The organism is Bacteroidales bacterium (assembly GCA_021648725.1).
Classification (GTDB): domain Bacteria; phylum Bacteroidota; class Bacteroidia; order Bacteroidales; family JAADGE01; genus JAADGE01.
Map to the genome: position 1 here is coordinate 35,042 of JAKISF010000018.1, position 24,282 is coordinate 59,323.

Here is a 24,282-nt window from a genome sequence, read left to right on the forward strand (position 1 = left end):
TTGTTGAAATTATTTTTAAAAAGCCGAAAGGTAAGTTCTCGGAGTCACATCTTATATAAAACTTACCTTTTTAGCTTTTCAATAGTTATAATAAGTTCTCTATTTCTCCCGATGCAGTATTAATAATATATTCCTCACCGTTAACAGTTAAAATAATTGTACCGTCAGATTTATAAACTAAAGTTCCCGTAAATGAAAAATCATTTCCTTCCGAAGTTTTTCCGGTAATTGTAACTTCTCCGTTTCCGCTGTCAATACTATAATCTGTTTTATTTATTTTAATTGAATCAAAATTTAAGTCTATTGTGCTTTTTACAGTTTTCCCGTCATTTGTTTTTGTGGTTTGACTTCCTTGTCTTGATGCCGAACCTGAAATTGTATAAAAATCATCACTTTGTTCCAATCCGGTTAATGTAAGTGTTCCGTAGGAATTATCAATCATACTTACTCTCGGAGATTCTAATGTTCCGTCTGTATCGAAGTTTGCATAAAATTGAAATTGTCCGGAATCCGCATTATAAGTAATACCGTATTCATAGTGTATGGTATATTCAAATGTAATTCTTGCTCCTTCTCTGTTACTTACAATAAATGTTGTATCAAAAACTTCTTCCGCAATTCCTTTTTGTGTGCTGTTTATTTCTTCTGAAAGTTTTGCGGCATCTTCAAATTGTGCAGTTGTTCCTCCGTTATCTGAACTGAGAGATGCAGCGATAATTTCTGCTGCTTCGTCTGACGAAACATTATCAAGTTCTGTTTTATCATTTTTATTGCATCCGTAAAAACTTGCTCCGATAATAATAATTGCCAAATACTTAATTGTTTTTTTCATAATCTTTTTAAATTTAATAATTAATAAAATGTTTACATGAAAGTTGATCTTCAAATTTCTTGCAAGCAAAACTATATTGAAATATAATACCGGTCGTCCCAATAAGCAATATGGGACAATTTTGAAGCTTTAAATACGTCCCGATAAAAAAACGGGACTTTTAGCCAACTCACATACAGTCTATTGAAGTTTATTCTTTTTTTGATATTCGGAGGGGGTCAATCCGGAGAGGTTCTTAAAAATTCGATTAAACGAGCTTTTTGAATTAAAACCGCAATCATAAGCAATGGCTAATAATGTATAATTTTTATTTTTTTGCATTTGCTTTTTAACTTCTTCTACTCTGTATTCATTTACAAAATCAAAAAAATTCTTGTGTAAATAGTCATTAATAATACCGGACAATTGATAAGTTTGTATTGATAACATATCAGCCAACTGTTTAATAGATAATTTACTTTCTAAATACGGTTTTTCTTCGAGCATAAATGCTTTAACTTTTTTAATCAATTTTTCAATATTTTCATCGGGAATAACATTTTTCTTTTTTTCAATACTGTTTTTCTTTATCAGAAGTTCTTTGTTAAAAAAAACATTTGTTTTTAAAAAGCCGAAATATCCGATTATAAATATTGCAATTGAAGCAGAAATTAATACAATATCATGTATGTTAACTTCGGTATGTATTTTTTTAAACATAAATGCAAAAATTCCAAGAACTATCCAAACGGAAGATGTAATTAAAATTAAGTTTTTCAGCCAATTAAAATCAATATTTTCAGTATATGAAAATTGTTTGTAAAGTGTTTTTTTATATTTTTCAATTTTTAAATAAGACTTAATAATATAGAAGAATGCCAAAATTAAAGTAAACGGAAAAAAGGAAATAATAAGTTGGTGGTATTTATAATCAAAAAGGTTAAATGTCATTTTATCTTCTGCCCTAAAACCAATTACGATATAGAAGCTTAGAAAAAATAACAGAACAGGTATAAAATGCAATAAATAAGATAATTTAAAATTCTTTGTTCCTTTTATAATTGTATTCACATAAATAAATAAAAACGGACTCTGAACAAGTAAGAAAGGAATATTAATAATCATTAAATAAGTAGGGATACTCTTTGAATTATTCAGAATATATGAATAACTTTCATAGTTAATGAAATATAAAAATAGCGGAATTGCTGTTATAATAAGCCAAACAGAAAGAATATAATCAGCAGTTATTTTGTTCTTTTTTGAAACTAATAAAATTGCCAGAAAAAATGCCTGTACTGCTCCTACTAAGAAAATTGCTTTCATTGAAAAAAATTATTGCATACAAAAATATAATATTCCGGATAAAACTAATACAGTTTTTGATTAATACTATTTTTTATCATTATATGATTTATAACATATTTTTTCTGAAACCGATATGTTTATATTTGCATATCCAAATCTTAAAATATGAAATATCTCAAAAAAATAACACTTGTATTTATTACAACAGTATTAATACTGCCCTCTTGCAAAGAAAATAATTCAGAAAAAGAAACAAACAAAAACGATAAACAAGAACTTATTGTTTTCCATGCCGGCAGTTTGTCTGTTCCGTTTAAACTTATAGCAAAAGAGTTTGAGAAGGAAAATCCCGGGGTTAAAGTTTTGCTTGAAGCAGACGGCAGCCGAAAATGTGCCAGAAAAATCACAGATTTAAATAAACAATGCGATGTAATGGCATCAGCAGATTATACAGTAATTGATGAACTATTAATTCCTAATTTTGCCGATTGGAATATTAAATTTGCAAGCAATGAAATGACAATAGTTTTTAATGAAAATTCGAGATATTCAAAAGAGATTAATGCAAATAATTGGTATGAAATACTTTTAAAAGATGATGCAGCATTCGGTCGTTCAGACCCGAACTCTGACCCTTGCGGTTACAGAGCAGTTTTAACTTCTAAATTAGCAGAAAACTTTTATAAAGAAGAAGGTTTAAGCAAAAAGATATTAGAAAAAGACATTAATTATATTCGACCGAAAGAAACAGACTTATTGGCTTTATTAGAATCAAATACAATTGATTACATTTTTCTTTATCGCTCTGTTGCCCAACAACACGGAATGCAATATCTTATTCTTCCGGATTCTGTTAATTTAAAATTACCTGAATTAAAAGATTATTATGCAAACGTAAACACAAAAATTACCGGCAAAAAACCGGGCGAAATGATTACAAAAAAAGGAGCTCCTATGGTTTACGGAATTACAATTCCTAAAAATGCACCGAACCCCGAGTTAGCTAAAAAGTTTGTTCAATTTGTTTTAGAAAAAAATAAAGGTATGAAAATAATGGAAGAAAACGGACAACCTTCTCTAATACCCTCTAAAAGTGAAATATACAATAAAATACCTGAGTCTTTAAAAAAATTTGTAAAACAATAAATTATGAAAATAAAGTTATTAATTCTGCTATTTCTGACAATTATAAGTGCATCAACAAAAGCCCAATTTGAAGTTCAAGGTATTATTCGTCCGAGATTTGAATTCAGGAACGGATACAGCAGCATGAGAAATGATACAACCACTCCGGCAGCCTTTGTTTCTCAAAGAAGCAGGTTGAATTTTGCATATAAAACTGATAAATTAGAAACAAAATTTTCAATATTTGATTTTCGAGTTTGGGGCGATCAAGTTTGGAAAAAAGATATTGCATCAATGGGCTTGCACGAAGCGTGGGCAAAAATTAATTTTAATGAGGCGTGGTCGATAAAATTGGGAAGGCAAGAACTTAAATACGATAACAGCCGATTAATTTCACCCGTAAATTGGAATCAAATAGGTACAGCACACGATGCTCTTTTAATTAAATACAGAAGCGAAAAATTATTAATTGATTTCGGAACTGCCTGGAATCAATCTACTCAAAACAAATTCGGAACAGACTATACTTTCAGCGACTCATATTATAAATCGCTAAATTTTTTATGGCTACGGAAGAAGTTTAATAAATTTACAATATCTTCATTAAATGTTTTAGACGGAAATCAAGATTTAACAAAACCTGAATTACAACATTTTCGTTTTACGGGAGGAATTGTTCCGGAATATAAAACAAATAAATTTCATATAACTGCACGTATTTTCGGGCAAACCGGAGAATTGCAAAATACACAAAAAGTTGAAGCATTTTATACAAATATTGATTTTATTTATTCGGTTTCCGATAAAATTAAACTTGCAACAGGAAATGAAATAAAAAGCGGAAATAATGCTCTCGATTCATTAAATAAAACAAGTAAAGCATTTGATATTATTTACGGAGGACGGCATAAATTTAACGGAAGAATTGATTATTTCAGTATTCCTGCCACTACAAAAGGTGCAGGTTTAATTGATTCATACTTTAAAGCAAATTATAAATTCTCAAAGCAAACAAGCTTGCTTGCCGAATATCATCATTTTATGTTACAAAATAATTATTTAAGTAATAATACCGTAATTGATAAATTTCTTGCTCACGAAATTGATTTTGTGCTTAAACATAAACTCAGCAAAGATGTAAGTTTTGAAACAGGTTATTCATTTATAATAGGAACCGAAAGTCTTGAAATTATTAAAGGGGGGAATAAGGACCTTTTTAATCATTGGTTTTATATGATGCTTTCGATTAACCCAACTTTCTTTAAATCAAAAAATAATTAAACATTTTGAAATTTAACCTGTTACATTTATTCTTTACATTTTTGGGAGCATTAGTTTTGCTGTTCATAGTCGGACCGCTTGTAAGTATGTTCATTGCAACTTCTCCGATTGAAATTGTTGAAACGGTAAAAGATGAAGAAGTTCAAAAAAGTATTTGGCTGACAATAGGAATATCAATGGGGGCAACTTTATTTTTTGCAACAGCATCAATCCCTTTTGCATATTTGTTAGCAAGAAAAGAGTTCGTTTTTAAGAAATTAGTAAAAAGCATTATTGATTTACCGATTGTTATTCCGCACTCGGCTGCCGGTATTGCTATTCTCGGAATTATTTCAAGAGATTCAATGCTCGGTAAAGCAGCTGATTCGGTAGGACTTAATTTTGTGGGGCATCCTATCGGAATTGGTTTAGCAATGGCTTTTGTAAGTATTCCGTTTTTAATTAATGCCGCACACGACGGTTTTAAAGCTGTTCCGATTCGGTTAGAACAAGCGGCATTAACTTTAAAGGCATCGCCGGCAAGAGTTTTCTTCACGATTTCATTGCCTTTAGCGTGGCGAAATATTGTTTCGGGTTTAATTATGATGTTTGCAAGAGGAATGAGTGAGTTCGGTGCTGTTGTCATTGTTGCATATCATCCGATGATTACACCGGTGTTAATTTATGAACGTTTCGGTGCATTCGGATTAAAATATGCTCGTCCGGTTTCTGTGGTTTTTATAATTGTTTGTGTGGTGGTTTTTATAGGATTAAGAATGTTGACTTCTAAAAAAAATCAATTAAGAATAAATAAAACTGTATAGATTTGCTTAGTTTAAAACATATTTATAAAGATTTCGGTGATTTTTCATTAAATGACTTTTCAATTTCAGTAAATGAAGGAGATTATTTTGTTTTGCTGGGTGAATCAGGAGCCGGAAAATCAATTATTTTAGAACTTATTTCAGGTCTGTTTATGCCTGATTCGGGAACTATTCATTTTAAAGAACAAGATATTACAAAAACGAGCATTCAGAAAAGAGATTTCGGACTTGTTTTCCAAGACTATGCAATTTTTCCGCACTTTAATGTTTTTGACAATATTGCTTATTCCCTCAAAAACAAACATCTGTCAAAAAAGGAAATTAAAAATAAAGTTAAAGAAATCGCCGAAAAAGTTGAGATATTACACTTAATAAAAAGAAAAACAACAACACTTTCAGGCGGAGAACTGCAAAGAGTTGCTCTTGCCCGAACTTTAATTTTAAAACCTAAATGCTTATTATTAGACGAACCTTTTGGCTCAATAGACATTAAAATAAAAGAAAGTTTACAAAACTTATTGCGAAAGTTGAATAAACAAGGTCAAACAATTATTCATGTAACGCATGATTACGAAGAAGCTTTAAGTTTGGCAAGCAAGATTGCAGTTATTCATAAAGGAAAACTTATTCAAGAAGGAAAACCTGAATATATTTTTAAAAATCCTAAAAATGAGTTTGTAGCTAAATTTACGGGTATTAAAAATTTCTTTAAAGCAAAATATACTTCAATAAATAAGGTATTAGTTGAGAATAAATTAAGTATCAGAATTAATCCGAATGAAAAAATGCATGAAGGTTATGTAATGATTCCCGGCGAAACAATTGTTTTGTCTGAGAAAGAGCAAAAGTCAAGTGCAATTAACAATTTTAAAGGTATAATAATAAATATAATATCCTCACGATACGGAAAAGAAATTATAGTTGATATAGGAATTCCTATTTCAGTTAATATTACGGAAGAATCAACTCAAAATCTCAATTTAGCAGAAGGAAAAGAAATTTGGCTAAGTTTTAAAGTTAATTCGGTTAAATTTATATAAATTTCATGTAAAATATAAAATTTGCAACCCTTTATTGTTATATGCTGTGGTAAATATACATAAAAAGATATTTTGGTTAACCGTAAAACTTACAATAAAACTGCTTCAATCATTTCCTCGGCAGAAACCAATTTCTGCTCTCCTGTTTCCATATTCTTCAATGTAAATTTATTTTCATTTATTTCATTTTCTCCGGCAAGTACAACAAAAGGAATTTTATTGTTATTTGCATATTTCATTTGTTTTTTCATTTTGCTGTTATCAGGAAAAATTTCAGAGTTAATACCTTTTTCTCTGAGTTTTTGTAAAGCTGCCAAACAATATTTTTCTTCTTTATCGCCGAAATTTACAAACATTAATTTCACGTTTGATGAAGTTTCCTTCGGGAATCGGTTAAGATTTTCTAAAACATCAAATATGCGGTCAGCTCCGAAGGAGATTCCCACCCCTGAAACATCTTTAAGACCGAAAATACCCGTTAAATCATCATATCTGCCGCCTCCGCAAATACTTCCGATTTGAATTTCATCAGAAACAACTTCGAAAATTGCACCGGTATAATAAGATAAACCTCTTGCCAGTGTTAAATCAAGTTCAACTTTATTGTTGAATTTAAACAGACTTAAATACGAAAATAATTTTTCAATTTCAACAATTCCGCTGACACCCGAATCGGTTTCTCCGAGAAACTTTTCGATACATTGCATTTGTTCATTATAAGTTCCACCGATATTAAACATCGGTTCGAGCAAATTAAGTGCTTCGCCCGTAATTCCTGCTTGTTCTAATTCTTGATAAACTTTTTCGTGTCCTATTTTATCTAATTTATCAATTGCTGTCGTAATTGCCGTTAGTTTTTCGGGATAACCGATTCGTTCTGCAATTCCGGCAAGCAATTTTCTGTTGTTTATTTTAATTGTCACTTTTAGGTTCAGTTTTGTAAAAACTTCATCAATCATTTGAACAATCTCTAATTCATTTATTAAAGAATTGCTTCCTACAACATCTGCATCACATTGGTAAAACTCTCGGTAACGTCCTTTTTGAGGTCTGTCGGCACGCCAAACAGGCTGAATTTGAAAACGTTTAAACGGAAATGTTATTTCATTTTGATGTTGAACTACGTAACGTGCAAAAGGTACGGTTAAATCATATCTTAAACCTTTTTCGGCAACGAGATGTGCCATTTTTGCAGTATTTCTGTCGCAAAGTTCGGAATCTGTAACTTTCTTTAAAAAATTGCCTGAATTTAATATTTTAAATAATAACTTATCTCCCTCTTCACCGTATTTTCCGGTTAGGGTTGATAAGTTTTCCATTGCCGGTGTTTCTAATTGCTTGTATGCAAATTTTTTGAACACATCTTTGATTGTATCGAAGATATAATTTCTTTTTGCTAATATTCTTGGGGAGAAATCTCTTGTTCCTTTCGGTATTCCGGGTAAATTTGCCATATTAAAATTTCGTAATTCAAAAAAAATGCCCTGCAAAGATACAGAGCATTTTATGTATTAAAAATATTTATTACAATTTTCTTGCAGTTTCAGTTTCTCTGTATGATTCGACAATATCTCCGACTTTAATATCATTAAAATTTTCGATATTTAAACCGCATTCCATTCCTGAAACAACTTCTTTTGCCTCATCTTTAAATCTTCGTAACGAACCGAGTTCTCCTTGATACTTTACGATACCTTCGCGAATTAATCTGATTTTATCATCTCTGTGAATTTTTCCGTCAAGAACAAAACAACCTGCAACTTTACCTGATTTTGAAACTTTAAATACTTCACGAACTTCAACAGTAGCAGTAATTTCTTCTTTAATTTCAGGAGAAAGCATACCTTCCATTGCGAGTTTTAATTCTTCAATTGCTTGATATATAATAGAATATAGTCTGATATCAACTTCTTCTTTTTCTGCAAGTTTTTTTGCTGCAAGAGCAGGTCTTACTTGGAATCCTACAATAATTGCATCGGAAGCTGCTGCTAACATAACATCTGCTTCTGAAATTTGACCTACACCTTTATGTATTACTTTTATTTGAATTTCGTCTGTTCCGAGTTTTACTAATGAGTCAGCAATTGCTTCAACAGAACCGATAACATCACCTTTTATAATAATATTAATTTCTTGGAAGTTTCCTAATTGAAGTCTTCTTCCGATTTCATCAAGTGTAATGTGTTTATGTGTACGGAATGTTTGTTCTCTGAGTATTCGTTTATTTTTAATTGCAATTTCTCTTGCTTCTTTCTCGCTTTTCATTACATAAAAAGTTTCGCCGGCTTGCGGTGCTCCGTCTAAACCGAGAATTTGGACGGGAGTAGAAGGTCCTGCTTCCTGAACTTTATTATTTCGCTCGTCATACATTGCTTTAATTTTGCCTGAATGAGCACCTGCTAATAAAATATCTCCGATTTTTAATGTTCCGGTTTGAACTAAAATTGTTGATATATAGCCTCTGCCTTTGTCAAGTTCAGCTTCAATAATTGTTCCTTTTGCCGGTCTGTTAGGGTTAGCTCTTAATTCAAGCATTTCTGAGGCTAAAACTACTTCCTCCATTAATTTGTCAACATTTGTTCCGTGCTTTGCGGAAATGTTGGCAGATTGGTATTTACCTCCCCATTCTTCAATCAAAAGATTTTTTTCTGCTAATTCTTGTTTAATTCTTTCAGGGTCTGCACCGGGCTTGTCAATTTTATTAATTGCAAATACAATCGGAACATCAGCAGCTTTTGCATGGCTTATTGCTTCTTCTGTTTGCGGCATTATATTATCATCGGCAGCGACAATAATTATTGCAATATCTGTTACTTTTGCACCTCTTGCACGCATTGCGGTAAATGCTTCGTGACCGGGAGTATCAAGAAAAGTAATTCTTTTACCGCCTTTTATAACAACGCTGTATGCACCGATATGTTGAGTTATTCCTCCGGCTTCGCCTGCAATTACATTTGCATCTCGAATAAAGTCAAGTAGTGATGTTTTTCCGTGATCTACATGCCCCATAACCGTAACAATAGGGGGTCTTGATTCTAAATCTTCTTCTTTATCAACGAATGTATCAATATCTTCACCTTCTGTTGCTGAAATAAATTGTATTTCAAATCCGTATTCTTCAGCAATGATACCTATTACTTCGGCATCTAATCGTGAATTTATCGTAACCATTTTTCCGAGATCAAAACTTGTTTTAATTACCTCATTTACAGAAATATCCATTAGTTTTGAAAGTTCATTGGCAGAAATAAATTCTGTTACTTTAAGAATAGACTTTTCTTTTTCTTGAAGTTGAATTTCTTCTTGAATATGTTGTTGAACTTCTTCTCTTTTTTTACGTCTGTGTTTTACAGATGTTTTTTTGGATTTATTGGTTAATTTTGCAAGAGTATCTCTTACTTGTTTTTGAACATCTTCTTGGCTGACTTCTTCTTTTTTCTTGTATCTTCGGTTTTTACTTGTTTGTTTGGTTTTTTCTGCAACAGCACCGGCGGCGGCATTAACCGGTTTTCTTATTCTTTTTCTGCGTTTTTTTCTTCTGCTTTCAATACTTGCATTTTTATTATCTTTTGCAGCTTTCGGATCTTTTTTCTTTTTTTCTTCTATTACAATTTTTCCGACAACTTTGGGTCCTGTCAGTTGTTTAACTTCTGTTTTTATAAAGTTTTTTTCTTCTGCTTCAATTTTCCTTTTTTCTTCTAATATTTTTTCTGCTTCAATTTTTTCTGCTTCAATTTTTATTTGCTCTTTTTCTGCTTTTTGCTTTTCAATTAATGCTTTTTCATTTGCTTCTATTGTAGCTAATTTTCTTTTTTCTCTTTCTTCTTTTCTCTCTTTTGCTGTTTTTTTATCAGGTTTTGTTTTTGTATTAATCTTATCCAGATCTATTTTTCCTTTAATTTTTATTGCATTTTCTTCTTTCTCTGTCTCTTTCTTTTCAACTACAACATCTTCCTTTTTCTTTTCGACTTTTTTAGTTGCAGTTTTTTCTGTTTCTTTTTTTTCGGCTTTATCTGCGGTTTTTTTCGACTTTTTTTCTTCTTCAACCGGCATTGAAACTTCAACTTTTTTTACTTCTTCACTTTTATCTTTTTCGGTTATCTTATTTTCTTTTTCTTCAACAATTTTTTCGTTATCAAAAACAATTTCTTCAACACCATCTTCTATAAGTTCTTCTGGATTTTCTTCAACACTTTCTTCTCTTTCTTTTTTTTGTCTTAATAATTTTTCAGATTCTTCTTTTACCAGTTTATCTGAACTGAACTTTTTCAATAACAATTCATATCCTTCTGCGGAAACTTTTGCATTAGGTCGAGCCTCAACTTCAATACTGTTGTTTTGAAGATGTTCAATCAGATGCTCAATACCAACATTAAGTTCTCTTGCTATTTGATTTAATCTTTTTATTTTTTTAATCTCAGCCATATAAATTTTTAACAAATTCAGAATCTTTTAAAATGACTCTATTTAAAATCAATTTACCTCTGTATCAGGCAATATTAATACAAATTTTCTTTTATGAAAACAAATTTACTTGTTTTCTTCAAATTCTTTATTAAGAACTTCAAGCACTTTGTCAACTGTTTCATCTTCTAAATCAGTTCTTTTTATTAATTCTTCTCTTGATATTTTAAGAACGCTTTTTGCCGTGTCGCATCCTATTGATTTAAATGTTTCTAAAACCCATTCATCAATTTCGTCTCTAAATTCCATTATATCAACATCTTCTTCAATTTCTCCTTCATCGACATTTCTAAAAACATCAATTTCATAACCTACTAATTTTCCGGCAAGTTTGATATTCATCCCTCCTTTTCCGATAGCTTTTGAAACTTCTTCCGGATCCAAGTACACTTCAACCCTTGATTCGTCTTCAATTACTATTACTTTATTAATTTTAGCGGGACTTAAAGCTCTTTGAATATATAATTTCAGGTTTTCGGAATAATTAATAACATCAATGTTTTCGTTTTTAAGTTCTCTAACGATACCGTGAATACGAGCTCCTTTCATTCCGACACAAGCACCGACGGGATCAATTCTGTCGTCATAAGATTCAACTGCAACTTTTGCTCTTTCGCCTGCTACTCTTACAATTTTTTTGATAGTGATTAAACCGTCATAAATTTCAGGTACTTCAAGTTCAAAAAGTCGTTCTAAAAAAGTCGATGATGTTCTGGATAATATAATTAAAGGTGTGTTGTTTTTCATTTCAACTTTCTCAACAACAGCTCTTAATGTATCTCCTTTTCTGAAAAAATCAGAAGGAATCTGCTCTGTACGAGGTAATATCATTTCATTTTCTTCATCATCAAGTATTAGCATTTCTTTTTTCCATACTTGATAAACTTCTCCGGTAACAATATCTCCGACTCTGTCTTTGTATCTTAAATAGATATTCTCTCTTTCTAATTGTAAAATTTTAGATGAAAGGTTTTGTCTTAAAGACAGAATACTTCTTCTTCCGAAGTCTGCTAATTTTACTTCATCCGCAAACTCTTCACCAACTTCATAATCTTCATCAATTTTATGAACATCGCTTATTGAAATTTGCATATTTTCATCTTCTACTTTACCGTCTTCAACTACTTCACGATTTCGCCAGATTTCAAAATCTCCTTTATCTATATTTATAATAAAATCATAATTATCGGAAGTACCATATTGCTTTTCAAATACACTTCTGAAAACTTCTTCCAGAACTCCCATCATTGTAGCTCTGTCAATGTCTTTATTTTCTTTAAAATTAGCAAAAGTATCAATTAAGTTAAGATTATCCATTGCTTGTAATATTTTTAAAATGTTATTATAACTTTTACCTGTTTAATATGTTCGAACTTAAAAATTTGTTCTTTTTCAAGTTCAGTCTCAGCTTTTTTCTTTACTTTTTTATTATTCGGTTTAATTGTGAATTCAGAATCAGAAACTTTTATAAGTTCCCCTATGTGTTTGTCTCCTTCTGCTGTTTGCACTTCAACCGTTTTTCCGATATTTTTTTTGTATTGTTTTAAAACTTTAAATGGTTTGTCTATACCTGCAGAAGAAACGACAAGTTCAAAATCTTCATTTTCTCTATCTAATTTTTCTTCAATATTTTTGCTCAACATTGCACAATCTGCAACTTTTGCTCCGTTAAAACTATCTATAAAAACAGTTATTCTGTTATCATTAGAAACTTTTGCATCTACAAAAAATATATCACTATCTTGAAATTTATCAATTTCAAGACTTAATATTTTATTTGAAATATTTACAATTTGTTCTTTGTTTATCATTTATTTGATAATAAAACAGGGGACTAATGCAAGCCCCCCTGAAACAATCAAACCATTTTCTGCGTGCAAAGGTAAATAAATATGTTAATACATCAAAATTATATATAGTTTTTTATTTTTTTGGTTTTCAGCTTTTTCGATTTTTTGTAATGCATTTTTCAGTATCTAAATAATCGGGATTAAATGAAGTTTTGATAATATCAATAAAAGATTCTTTTTGAAGATTATCAAATATACTGAAATCGGGTGTTAATTTGTTTAATTTATTAATTAATTGGGTTAATTTAAAGTTATCTTGATTTTCAAATACAAAGAGTCTTTTATTTTTAAGATGTTCTGCGAGGTACAATTGTTCAGTTTGTCCGGGAGTGGGTATTAATATTGCTTTTTTTCTTAATTTCACAAAATCCATAACGGAAGTATAACCTGCACGAGTTATTACAATTTCGGAAGATAAAATTGCTTCTTGAAGTTCATTTCCGGACAAATGATTTATATGTTCAATATTTTTATCTTTGAACGCTAATTTATTCTCAGGTTTACCGGAAACAATCAAAGTTTTATAAGTTGTTTTTTTTATTTGCGAATATACTTTTTCATAAAAAATAGTTCTTTGAGGTTCGGGACCTGAAAGAATAAAAATAATATCATATTTTTTTTCATACTTTTTTGTACTTGTTTTAAACCTTGAAATAGTACCGATAAAGTTATAAAAATCCGGCAGTTTTGTTTTATGAGATAATTCTCCTGATAAGTTAATCTTACCACTAAAATCAGGTATTAAACATTTGTCAAATTTATGTATATATCTTTTTTGAATATTATTAATGAGTTTCTCAAAAAACTTATAATGTTTCGGTAGCTTAAGGAAAATTTGATGACTAATAAAAATGCTCGGAATTTTTCTTGAATAAACTCCGTATCGATTATCTGAGATTATAAAATCAATATTTTCTTTTACAATTATTTTTTTTAGTTGTTTTTGTTCTTCTTTTATATTAAAAATAAATTTAGGAGTTTGAATCAAAAGTTTAAATATAAAAAAAGAACTTTTCCCTGAGTATTTCATTAATACAGAAGGCAATGTATAATGTTTTAAATCAGGGAACTCTGATTTAAGTAATTCTAAAGAAGATCCGGAGCCGGCTAATATTATTTCATAACCTGCACCGCTTAATTTATGTATCAAAGGAATATCTCTGACTGCGTGCCCTAATCCCCAATCAAGCGGTGCTATTAATATTTTTTTATTATTCTTCCGATTCAAGTTTTGATAAATTATATGAAATAATAAACCCTAAGGCTATTGATAGTGCAACAAATGAAAATCCTGCAATATATTCTGCAAAAATAATTTTACCGATTCCGAATAAGGCTGACATTACCATTAAACTGCCTGCAAACCAATTGAAAAACATTCTTCCGAATCCGGTATCACTTTTTACTTCAGGCATTTCAACCGATATTTTACGCCAACCTCTTCCTCCCGGATGTACTTTTTTATAGAATGATTTTAATTTTGATTTTTTCTCAGGTTTTGTTAAGAAAGTAACCGATAACCATACAATCGTTGACCATATAACAATAATAATTAAACTAATTTCAAAGTCTTTTTGAATCACATCCAAATCAAATCCGAAAGTTAAGACAGGATATATAATATAAGGTGCAATCATAGCAGAAATTTCAGACCAAGCATTAATTCGCCACCAAAACCACCTTAACAATAAAACTAAACCGATGCCGGCACTCATTACAATCACAAATTTCCATGCATCACTGATTCTGTCAAACTGTGTCGTAATAATTAATGAAAAAGCCATTAATATAAAAGTTGTTATTCTGGATATTTTAATATACTTTTTTTCACCTGCATCTTTATTTATAAACGGTTTATACAAATCATTAACTATATAAGAAGTTCCCCATACTGTTTGTGATGCAATAGTTGACATATAAGCTGCCAGAAAAGCGGCAAAAAGTAAACCCAACAAGCCTGCAGGTAATAAATCTCTGATTAACATAACATAAGACGAACCTTTATCTGCAGCATCCGGATAAAGAATTAATGCGGCAAAAGCTGCGATAATCCAAGGCCAAGGTCGTAAAGCATAATGTGCAATTTGAAACCAAAGTGTTGCTAAAACAGAATGCTTTTCATTTTTGGCAGACATCATACGCTGTGCAATATATCCGCCGCCGCCGGGTTCTGCTCCCGGATACCAACTTGACCACCATTGAACACCGAGATAAGCAACAAATGCTGTTACAGTCATTTTTAATATTCCTGATGCTCCGTCGGATTCAGGAGAACCGGAAGTTATATCAGGAAAGAAATCAAAGCTCCATTCAGGCAATTTCTCTTTTAAACCTTGAATTCCGCCTACATCAATATGATTAACCGCAAAAACAGCCAATATAATACTACCGGTCATTGCAATTATAAATTGAAAACTATCCGTTAATGAAATACCCCATAAGCCGGACAAAGCGGAATATACTGTTGTGAACAACATTAATCCTGCAACTGCAATCAGATGAGAACTAAATTCAATTCCGAGAAAAGAAAATTCTTGTGCACCGAAAACAGTAAATTCAGGAAATAAAACTTTTAATATTTTAACCATTGCGAGATTTACCCATGCAATCACAATTGTGTTCATAACAATTCCTATATAAACAGCTCTGAACCCTCTTAAAAAATTTGCAGGTCTGCCTGAATACCTGATACTGACAAACTCGGCATCGGTCAAAATACCGGAGCGTCTCCATAATCTTGCAAAGAAAAATACAGTTAACATTCCGCCGAACAGCATATTCCACCATAACCAGTTTCCGGCAATACCGTTTTGTGCAACAAGTTCTGTAACAGCCAAAGGTGTATCTGCTGCAAAAGTAGTTGCAACCATACTTGTTCCGGCTATATACCAAGGCAATTTTCTTCCGCTTAAAAAGAAATCATCCATTCCTTTTCCGGCACGTTTTGACATCAATAGGCCAATTCCTAAACTAATTATAAAATATACTCCTATAATTAACCAATCAACTATTACCAGGTTCATCTTTTGTTTATTTTTTTAGTAAGAAATAATTTCAACAAAACTAATAATTTTAAAATAATAACAATAAAGCTTTTTTAAACATAAAAACTTAAAACATGTTAAAAAACATTGAGATTTAGATTTCTTTATATATTTGCAATGTAATATTAAACAGAAATAAATTATGTATAACTTATTAAAAGGAAAGAAAGGAATAATATTCGGTGCACTGAATGACAAGTCATTAGCATGGAAAGTTGCAGAACGTGCTTATGAAGAAGGTGCAGAATTCGTACTTACAAATACACCCGTTTCAATGCGTTTCGGTAAAATTAATGAATTAGCCGAAAAATGTAATTCTATTGTCGTTCCGGCTGATGCTACAAATGTTGAAGATATAGAGAACTTGATTGATAAAACTATGGAGCATTTCGGAGGTAAAATAGATTTTATTTTGCATTCTGTTGCAATGTCTATGAATGTAAGGAAGGGCAGAAAATATGATAATCTTAATTACAATTATTTGAATAAAACGTTAGACATTTCTGCAATTTCTTTTCATAAATTATTGCAAGTTGCAAAAAAAAAAGATGCAATAAATGAATGGGGGTCAGTAGTTGCATTATCTTATGTTGCTGCACAAAAAACCTTATACGGCTACAATGATATGGCAGATGCAAAGTCAATGTTGGAATCCATTGCCAGAAGTTTCGGATACATCTATGGTCGAGAGAAAAAAATCAGAGTAAACACAATCTCACAATCTCCTACCATGACAACTGCCGGAAGCGGAGTTAAAGGAATTGACGGTTTGCTTGATTTCACAGAGCGCATGTCTCCTCTTGGAAATGCAACTGCCGACGAATTTGCTGATTTCTGTATAACTCTATTTTCTGATTTAACCAAAAAGATTACCATGCAGAATTTATTTCATGACGGAGGTTTCTCTAGTATGGGAATGAGTTTAAAAGCTATGACAATGTATAATCAAGCTTTGGATAACCCAATAGATATCGAAAGTCTTGAATAGGAAATTTCATAAAGTTTAAAAAAGCAAAACTCGAAACAAATTGTTTCGAGTTTTTTTGTGGCGGAGAGAGAGGGATTCGAACCCCCGGTACCTTGTGGGTACAATAGTTTTCAAGACTACCGCATTCGACCACTCTGCCATCTCTCCGAAAGCGGCTGCAAATATATAAACTATCTTTAAAAACAAACAAAAATATTTATTTTTTTTAAATAAGTTTTATAACATTGATAATTAACGACTAACACATTTGCCTTGGCATAGCGCTGATTATGAGCATGTTATTTGGCAAGCCTTGTAAACACAAGGATAGCGAGAATATTTTTTTTGTCTTTTTTATGAAAAAACATTGCTCAAAATTTGCTATATAGTAGAATTAGTCTATATTTGCATACGAATTAATATTATCTAATCACTAAAAAATTATTTTTATGAACAAAGCAGAATTAATTGATGCAATGGCATCAGGTTCAGGATTAACTAAAGCTGACTCAAGAAGAGCTTTAGATTCATTTATTGAAGCAACGGAAGGAGCATTAAAAAAAGGCGAAAGAGTAGCACTCGTTGGTTTCGGTTCTTTTGCAGTAAACAAAAGAGAAGCAAGAAAAGGAAGAAATCCTCAAACAGGTAAAGAAATTAACATCCCGGCTAAAAAAGTTGTAAAATTTAAAGCAGGTTCTGATTTAAGCAGAAAAGTTAATTAAGCAACTATTTGCAACCTAATTTTAAAAGGAACACAATGTGTTCCTTTTTTTTATTTTCAAAAAACAAATATTTCTTTCCTATATTTGTAAATTCAAAATTATTACTTTTAATATGTAATGAGAAAAAAAATAATTACACATTTGAGTCAACTCATTACTCAAGAACGATTTACATTATTTAACAAAATTGTTAAAGACCGAACTCGTTATATTACAGTTGTACTTGAAGACATCTTTCAGCCGCATAATGCCAGTGCGGTATTGCGTTCTTGTGACTGTTTCGGTGTTCAAGATGTTCATATAATTGAAAATGAAAATGAATATAATGTAAACCCGCTGGTTGCTTTGGGTTCTTCAAAATGGTTAAATTTATTTAAGTATAACGAAAATGAAAATAATACTTTAAACACAATTAATAAACTTAAAGAAAAAGGATACAGAATTATTGCCACAACACCTCATACAAAAGATGTAAATTTAGAAAGTTTTGATATAACAAAAGGGAAATTTGCTTTGATGTTCGGTTCTGAACAGCCGGGTTTAAGTAAAATTGCGCTAAATAATGCTGATGAATTCTTAAAAATACCTATGTACGGTTTTACGGAAAGTTTTAATATTTCCGTTTCGGCAGCAATAATTTTAAATTCTTTAACTTCAAAAATAAGACATTCAAAAATTAATTATCAACTTTCTGAAAAAGAGCAAGACGAAATAATTCTTGAATGGTTAAAGCGAAGTATAAAAAAATCAGATATGATTGTAACAGATTTTCTTTCAAAAACACAGTAAAATGATTTCTCAAAGACAATTATTCTTTCAACATGTAGGGCAAACATCAGGTTCGCCTCTTGCTCTCGAGATTGAGAAAGCTGAAGGAATTTATATGTATGACAAAAACGGAAAAAAATATATTGATTTAGTTTCCGGAGTTTCGGTAAATAACGTAGGACACAGACATCCAAAAGTTGTACAAGCCGTTAAAAACCAAATAGATAAATACATGCACCTTATGGTTTACGGTGAATATATTCAAAGCCCTCAGGTTAAATATGCAAAATTACTTACTGATAATCTCCCTGAAAATTTGAATTCGGTATATTTTGTAAATTCAGGCAGCGAAGCAATTGAAGGTGCTATGAAACTTGCTAAACGATATACCGGGAATGCTGAAATTATTGCTTTCAAAAATGCTTATCACGGCAGTACACACGGAGCCTTAAGCTTGATGAATAATGAAAGTTTAACACAAGCATTCAGACCGCTGGTTCCGGCAATATCTTTTCTTGATTTTAATGATGTTGTTCAACTAAATAAAATTACAAAGAAAACGGCAGCCGTTATTATTGAAGCAATACAAGCAGAGGGCGGAATAATTCCCGCCGATAAAGCTTTTATGACTGAATTAAGAAAAAGATGTACCGAAACCGATACTTTATTAATTATTGATGAAATTCAAACAGGATTCGGAAGAACAGGGAAACTTTTTGCCTTTGAACATTATGAAATTGTTCCGGACATAATTGCAACGGCAAAAGGAATGGGCGGCGGAATGCCGATTGGTGCTTTCATTGCAAATAAAGATGTTATGAACACTCTAACATATAATCCGATGCTCGGGCATATTACTACTTTCGGCGGACATCCGGTTTCTGCTGCCGGTGCTTTAGCAAGTTTAGAAATTATTCTTGACGAAAATTTAGCAGAAGAAGCAAGCAGAAAAGGTAAAATTTATATTGATGCTTTAAAAAATAATCCGAAAATCAAATCAGTAAGAGGCAAAGGGTTATTTTTGGCTTTTGAGTTAGAAGGTTCCGAAACTGTTGAAAAAGTAATTAATAAAGGTGTTGAACTCGGTTTTATAAGCGATCCCTTTTTATTTGATAATAAGCGATTTCGTATTGCTCCTCCGTTAACTATTACCGATGATGAAATTTCAGAATCTGTTGAATTAGTGATAAAAGCTTTGAACTGTATTTAATTTTACAATATCTTCTTAAAATATAAAAAACCGATCTTTTTCAAGACCGGTTTTTTATTTGTTTAATTTTCCTTTTCCTCTTGCTTTTTCATATAATCTTCTTGAACTGCCTTAGGAAGCGGCTCATATTGGTAAAATTCCATAGAATAATTTGCTCGCCCGCTTGTTATATTTCTTAATGTAGTTGCATATCCGAACATTTCCATTAAAGGAACATAACCGCTGAGTTTTTGCGAACCTTTTCTGAAACGTCTCATTACATCAATTTTTCCTCTTCTCTTGTTTAAATCTCCGACAACATTTCCTATATAATCATCGGGTGTTGTAATTTCAATTTTCATAACAGGTTCTAATAAAATAGGTCTTGCTTTAGCAAATGCTTGTTTAAACAAAACAGAAGCACAAGTTTGAAATGCTCTGTCAGACGAATCAACTGCATGATGACCGCCGTCAAGAAGCACGGCTTTAATATCAACAATCGGGAATTTAGCCAATATACCTTCTGCCATAGTTTTTTGAAGACCTTTACTTACCGAAGGAATAAATTCTCGGGGAATAGCACCTCCTTTAATTAAATCTACAAATTCATATCCGCTTCCTTTATTCGGTTCAAATCTGATAACTGCTTCTGCAAATTCACCTTTACCTCCTGATTGTTTAGAATGCCGATATTTATGTTCAATTGCCGTTGAAATAGTTTCTCGTAATGCAACCGCAGGTTCTCCGACTTCAACATCAACTTTAAATTCATCCTTTAACCTGTCAATAATTATTTCTAAATGTAATTCTCCCATTCCGGCAACAATAGTCTCCTCTGTTTCGTTATTATACCTTGCATGAAATGAAGGGTCTTCGTTTGAAAGTTTTGCCAATCCTTCTCCGAGTTTTTTCCTTTCATTTTTATTAGCGGCATTTATCTTCATTTCAATAACCGAAGGCGGAATATGAATATTTTCTAATAAAATTTTATCATTAACATCACATAATGTATCACCTGTCTTTGTTGTTTTCATTCCTATTAAAGCAACTATTTCACCGGCACCGGCAACAGAAATCTCCTCTCTTTCTTTTGCGCGAATTTTATAAATGCGACCGACTCTTTCTTTTTTTCCTTTGGTTGAATTCAATAAAGGCATTCCGCTTTTTATCTCACCTGAGAATATTCTGATAAAAGTTTGTTGACCTACATAAGGATCGTTTATTAATTTGAATGCTAAGCCGGAAAAAGGTTCTTTACAAGAAGGGTTTCTTGTATGAGTTTTCTCGGGGTCATCTACATCTGTTCCCACAACAGCTCCGACATCAATCGGAGAAGGAATATAATCAACAACTGCATCTAATAATAATTCGACACCTTTATTTTTATATGCAGCTCCGGTAAAAACAGGAGTTATCATAAGCTTTAAGGTTGCTTCTCGTGCAACACTCTTCAATAACTCATAAGGGATTTCCTTTTCATCAAGAAAAAGTTCCATTATTTCATCATTAAAATCAGAAATTTTCTCTATTAAAAATTCTCTTGCTTTATCTGTTTCCGCTTTGTATTGTTCAGGAACTTCAATTTCAGTTCTTTCATTTTCTCCGAATGTATATGCTTTATTCTTAATTACATCAATTAAGCCCGTAAAGTCCTCTTCCGAACCCATAGGTAGTTGAAAAGGAACAGCGTTTGCATCTAAATATTCATTCATTTGAGAAACAACGGCACCAAAATCAGCACCTGTTCTGTCCATTTTATTCACAAATGCTATTCTCGGAACTCGGTATCTGTCAGCTTGATTCCAAACAGTTTCACTTTGAGGTTCAACCCCTCCGACAGCACAAAATAATGCAACCATACCGTCAATTACACGAAGTGAACGTTCAACTTCTATAGTAAAATCAACGTGCCCGGGAGTATCAATAATATTTATTTGAGAATCTTGCCAATTACAAGAAATTGCAGCAGAGGCAATCGTAATTCCTCTTTCTTGTTCTTGTTTCATGAAATCCATGGTAGCTTCACCATCGTGAACTTCTCCTACTTTACGAGTTACACCTGTGTAAAATAATATTCTCTCTGTTACTGTTGTTTTTCCTGCATCAATATGAGCAGCAATACCAATGTTTCTTAATTTTTGAAGTTTCATTATTTATATAATATTCATTAAATTATTTGTATGTTTTTTAACATCCTTGATTAAAAAGTTCGCAAAGGAAAGACTTTTTTTTAAATATACATATTATTGTAAATGTTTTTTTAATATTAACTTGATTAATGATTAATTAATAATTTGTTAATAAGAATAATTTTAAACAACACAAATCATTTGTAATTTTGTATTCCGAATTTAAGATAAAAATATTCGGTTATGAAATTAACAAATGAGAAGTTCTTGACGGTAATTTTATTTATTCTTTTCGGGTTTACTTCTTTATTTTCACAAAATGACACTTCTAAAATTGAAAGTTTTATAAAAAAAACTGAAATTTCAGGTCAATGGTTTCTGGCAAATCAATATAACATAACTGATAACCTTGATAAGTTTTATTTAAGACGGGGGTATTTAACAATTAGGTCAGAATTAAATCCTAATATTTCTGTAAGATATACACAAGATATTACATTAGACAGAGAGGGTTCAGATGCCGGAAATGTTGAAATAAGAATGAAGTATTTATATATGCAAGTAAAGCCTTTTGATAAGGGTTTTATGAAAAATTCTTATGCTGAATTTGGGTTAGTGCCTCGACCTTGGTTAGAATTTGAGCAAAGAATAAATGTTTACAGGTCGCAAGGCAGAATGTATATTGAAAAATCGGGAATAATTAATTCGGCAGATTTTGGAATTTTTTGCAGCGGTTTAATAGGAAAAAAACTTGACAACAACATTACGGGAAAACATAATGCGGGAAAATACGGAAGTTATTCTTTCGGGGTTTTTAACGGTGCAGGGTATCACGATAATGAATTAAATTCAAATAAAACAGTTGAAGCAAGAATTTCTTACAGACCTTTACCCGATTTTATGCCGGGTTTGCAATTTACATACGGGACTTCTTTCGGGAAAGCAAATATTGATGAAAATCCGCCGGATTTTAGTATGCATTTGTTTTTTGTTTCTTCCGAAAGTAAATATTTAACTTTAACGGGGCAATATTACATCGGCAACGGAGATACATACGGAATATATTATTTTAACGGAAATCCTAATTTGAATAAAGGATTTTCTTTCTTCGGTGAAGTTTTTGTTCCGAAAACACCTTTTTCTTTTTTCGGAAGATATGATGATTTTACTTCTGAGCAAAGCCCTATTTATTCTAAAAGCGGATATTTTACCGGAGTAACTTATCGGTTTATGAAAAATAAATTATTTGCTTATTACGGTCAAGATATTATCGGCGGAGAAAAACAAGATGTAGTTGAGTTGGTTTTAGAGGTTGTTTTTTAAAATATTAAACGGAATAATTTAATGAACTTAATATTTTTGTTACTTTTTCTTTAAAGTTGCCTTGAATAATAATCTCGCCTTCTTTTGCCGAGCCGCCAACTCCGCATTTGGTTTTTAATGTTTTTGCAAGTGCTTTTAAATCATCTTCGGTTCCGATAAATCCGGTTATTAATGTAACTGTTTTACCTTTACGTTTTTTGCTGTCAAGTTGAACTTTCAATTTTTGCTCTTCGGGAGAAAGCGTTTCTTGTTCTTCATCGCCTTCGTATTCGTATTCAAAGCCAGGGTTTGTTGAATACATCATTCCGAGCCGGTCTTTCCAATCTTTTGACATTGTTTGAAAACTAAAAATTAATAATACAACAGGAAGTATCAAAGAGCGTTATTCGGCATCTTCTCCTCGTTTGGCAATTTCATTATTAATAGTTAAAATAGATTCTTTGATTGTAGAAATTTGTTCCTCTAAAGCCTTTAATTCATTAGGACTCAAAAATCTCTTTTTTGTTTTTAATTTTATTTTTTTCTTGCTTAAAGTTGTATTCAAACGAATTTTCTTATTTTTTAAGTCGAAAGTACTCATTTCCTTTAATTCTTCATCGGTAATCTTTAGAAAATCTAATTTATCATCTTCGCTGAGCAAGGATACGCCTTTCTTTCTGTCTTCTTTTACCTGTTTTAGTTCATCTTTTAATTCTTCATCTTTTGCTTTAAATTGATTTCTTTGAGCTTTATTCAGACGACCGTCGGCAATAGTCTGATTAACTTTATTCAGTTTATTTTCGGAGATTAGTTTTTCAATTTCTAATTCTTTTACATCGTATAAAGCATTATTTTTTTTTCCTCCTTCAAATGCTCCGCTGTTAAGTTTGGTTTTCTTTTTTGATATTCTTGCTTCAATGCCGGATATTTTATTTTCCAACATTATTTTTTGATTTGCTAAGCTTTCTTCTTTCGTTATTATAGGTAAATTGTTCGTATTGTTGTTTGAAGAACTTGAATTAGTGCTTGTGTTGTTGTTTGCAGAGTTCGTATTTGTGTTTGGTCGGGAATTTTGACCGCAAATTAATCCGTATGAACTTATAATCATACTCTCACTCATCATTCCTCCCGAAGCTTCTACCAATTCTTTAACAGGAATTTCCATTTTTAAATGTGCAAAATTATTATTATCAAGCCTTACAAACCCTTTAACTTCCCAGCTTTTTTTTCCTCCGTTACATTCTTTTACACCTGCTACATCAATATCTTTAACAGGCAATGAAGGGACGGAAATAGATACATCTCCGTTATTGTTAGTGATGCCCGACCCAAGTTTATTCCCGCCTATTGAAACGGTAACGGTATGCCCGGAAACGCCTTTGCCGTTATATGTTATTTTCAGGCTAATGTTTTCAGAAAAACTTGACAAACTCATTGTCAATATGAAAAGAAAGAATATAGTTTTTTTCATTTTTTTAT

20 protein-coding genes and 1 tRNA gene are annotated in these 24,282 nt (G+C 31.4%); 9 read left to right on the top strand and 12 right to left on the bottom strand.

The window, feature by feature from the left end:
- Window positions 1–85: 85 nt before the first annotated feature.
- Complete coding sequence (locus L3J35_08220) at window positions 86–832, bottom strand: hypothetical protein (GenBank protein MCF6366172.1); 747 nt, start codon at window positions 830–832, stop codon at window positions 86–88.
- A 180-nt stretch (window positions 833–1,012) separates the two neighbouring features.
- Window positions 1,013–2,137, bottom strand: a complete 1,125-nt coding sequence (locus tag L3J35_08225; protein ID MCF6366173.1) for a helix-turn-helix domain-containing protein — start codon at window positions 2,135–2,137, stop codon at window positions 1,013–1,015.
- 147 nt (window positions 2,138–2,284) lie between these two features.
- Between L3J35_08225 and wtpA the strand changes: the two genes are divergently transcribed.
- Genes wtpA through L3J35_08245 form a run of 4 tightly spaced genes read left to right on the top strand, consistent with a single transcriptional unit; the run spans window position 2,285 to window position 6,368 of the window.
- A complete protein-coding gene (gene wtpA / locus L3J35_08230) occupies window positions 2,285–3,265 on the top strand; it encodes a tungstate ABC transporter substrate-binding protein WtpA (protein MCF6366174.1) in 981 nt (326 codons plus the stop codon).
- Window positions 3,266–3,268: 3 nt separating this feature from the next.
- Window positions 3,269–4,525, top strand: a complete 1,257-nt coding sequence (locus L3J35_08235) for an alginate export family protein (GenBank protein MCF6366175.1) — start codon at window positions 3,269–3,271, stop codon at window positions 4,523–4,525.
- 5 nt (window positions 4,526–4,530) lie between these two features.
- Window positions 4,531–5,328: an ABC transporter permease gene (locus L3J35_08240; GenBank protein MCF6366176.1), complete on the top strand. Its 798-nt coding sequence runs from the start codon at window positions 4,531–4,533 to the stop codon at window positions 5,326–5,328.
- Window positions 5,329–5,330: 2 nt separating this feature from the next.
- Window positions 5,331–6,368, top strand: a complete 1,038-nt coding sequence (locus L3J35_08245) for an ABC transporter ATP-binding protein (protein MCF6366177.1) — start codon at window positions 5,331–5,333, stop codon at window positions 6,366–6,368.
- An 89-nt stretch (window positions 6,369–6,457) separates the two neighbouring features.
- On the opposite strand, the gene hisS is transcribed toward L3J35_08245, so the two are convergent.
- The 6 genes from hisS to L3J35_08275 all read right to left on the bottom strand — a co-directional run bounded on the left by hisS (window position 6,458) and on the right by L3J35_08275 (window position 15,705).
- Window positions 6,458–7,822, bottom strand: a complete 1,365-nt coding sequence (gene hisS, locus L3J35_08250; GenBank protein MCF6366178.1) for a histidine--tRNA ligase — start codon at window positions 7,820–7,822, stop codon at window positions 6,458–6,460.
- Window positions 7,823–7,892: 70 nt separating this feature from the next.
- Window positions 7,893–10,793 (bottom strand): translation initiation factor IF-2, encoded by a 2,901-nt coding sequence (infB, locus tag L3J35_08255; GenBank protein ID MCF6366179.1) that lies wholly within the window; start codon window positions 10,791–10,793, stop codon window positions 7,893–7,895.
- 105 nt (window positions 10,794–10,898) lie between these two features.
- A complete protein-coding gene (gene nusA, locus L3J35_08260) occupies window positions 10,899–12,149 on the bottom strand; it encodes a transcription termination factor NusA (protein ID MCF6366180.1) in 1,251 nt (416 codons plus the stop codon).
- A 14-nt stretch (window positions 12,150–12,163) separates the two neighbouring features.
- A complete protein-coding gene (gene rimP / locus L3J35_08265; GenBank protein ID MCF6366181.1) occupies window positions 12,164–12,643 on the bottom strand; it encodes a ribosome assembly cofactor RimP in 480 nt (159 codons plus the stop codon).
- A gap of 127 nt (window positions 12,644–12,770) precedes the next feature.
- Window positions 12,771–13,910 (bottom strand): hypothetical protein, encoded by a 1,140-nt coding sequence (locus tag L3J35_08270; protein MCF6366182.1) that lies wholly within the window; start codon window positions 13,908–13,910, stop codon window positions 12,771–12,773.
- Complete coding sequence (locus L3J35_08275; GenBank protein ID MCF6366183.1) at window positions 13,894–15,705, bottom strand: Na+:solute symporter; 1,812 nt, start codon at window positions 15,703–15,705, stop codon at window positions 13,894–13,896. Before L3J35_08275 ends, L3J35_08270 begins: the two co-directional genes overlap by 17 nt.
- 160 nt (window positions 15,706–15,865) lie before the next feature.
- Between L3J35_08275 and L3J35_08280 the strand changes: the two genes are divergently transcribed.
- Window positions 15,866–16,714 (top strand): SDR family oxidoreductase, encoded by an 849-nt coding sequence (locus tag L3J35_08280; GenBank protein MCF6366184.1) that lies wholly within the window; start codon window positions 15,866–15,868, stop codon window positions 16,712–16,714.
- A 58-nt stretch (window positions 16,715–16,772) separates the two neighbouring features.
- On the opposite strand, the gene L3J35_08285 is transcribed toward L3J35_08280, so the two are convergent.
- Window positions 16,773–16,861: transfer RNA gene (locus L3J35_08285), tRNA-Ser, on the bottom strand.
- 281 nt (window positions 16,862–17,142) lie between these two features.
- Here L3J35_08285 and L3J35_08290 point away from each other — a divergent pair.
- The 3 genes from L3J35_08290 to L3J35_08300 all read left to right on the top strand — a co-directional run bounded on the left by L3J35_08290 (window position 17,143) and on the right by L3J35_08300 (window position 19,393).
- The gene (locus tag L3J35_08290) at window positions 17,143–17,415 is read left to right on the top strand and encodes an HU family DNA-binding protein (protein ID MCF6366185.1); all 273 of its coding nucleotides are present in this window, start codon (window positions 17,143–17,145) and stop codon (window positions 17,413–17,415) included.
- Between the two features lie 117 nt (window positions 17,416–17,532).
- Complete coding sequence (locus L3J35_08295; protein MCF6366186.1) at window positions 17,533–18,204, top strand: RNA methyltransferase; 672 nt, start codon at window positions 17,533–17,535, stop codon at window positions 18,202–18,204.
- A 1-nt stretch (window position 18,205) separates the two neighbouring features.
- Window positions 18,206–19,393 (top strand): aspartate aminotransferase family protein, encoded by a 1,188-nt coding sequence (locus L3J35_08300; GenBank protein MCF6366187.1) that lies wholly within the window; start codon window positions 18,206–18,208, stop codon window positions 19,391–19,393.
- 62 nt (window positions 19,394–19,455) lie between these two features.
- Here L3J35_08300 and fusA read toward each other — a convergent pair whose 3' ends face one another.
- On the bottom strand, window positions 19,456–21,522 hold the full coding sequence (gene fusA / locus L3J35_08305) for an elongation factor G (protein MCF6366188.1): 2,067 nt from the start codon (window positions 21,520–21,522) through the stop codon (window positions 19,456–19,458).
- A gap of 222 nt (window positions 21,523–21,744) precedes the next feature.
- Between fusA and L3J35_08310 the strand changes: the two genes are divergently transcribed.
- On the top strand, window positions 21,745–22,824 hold the full coding sequence (locus L3J35_08310) for a hypothetical protein (GenBank protein MCF6366189.1): 1,080 nt from the start codon (window positions 21,745–21,747) through the stop codon (window positions 22,822–22,824).
- Window positions 22,825–22,828: 4 nt separating this feature from the next.
- Here the strand turns inward: L3J35_08310 and L3J35_08315 are convergent, their stop codons facing one another.
- Both L3J35_08315 and L3J35_08320 read right to left on the bottom strand, forming a co-directional pair.
- A complete protein-coding gene (locus L3J35_08315; protein ID MCF6366190.1) occupies window positions 22,829–23,158 on the bottom strand; it encodes a translation initiation factor in 330 nt (109 codons plus the stop codon).
- Window positions 23,159–23,206: 48 nt separating this feature from the next.
- A complete protein-coding gene (locus tag L3J35_08320) occupies window positions 23,207–24,274 on the bottom strand; it encodes a hypothetical protein (protein MCF6366191.1) in 1,068 nt (355 codons plus the stop codon).
- Between the last annotated feature and the right edge of the window lie 8 nt (window positions 24,275–24,282).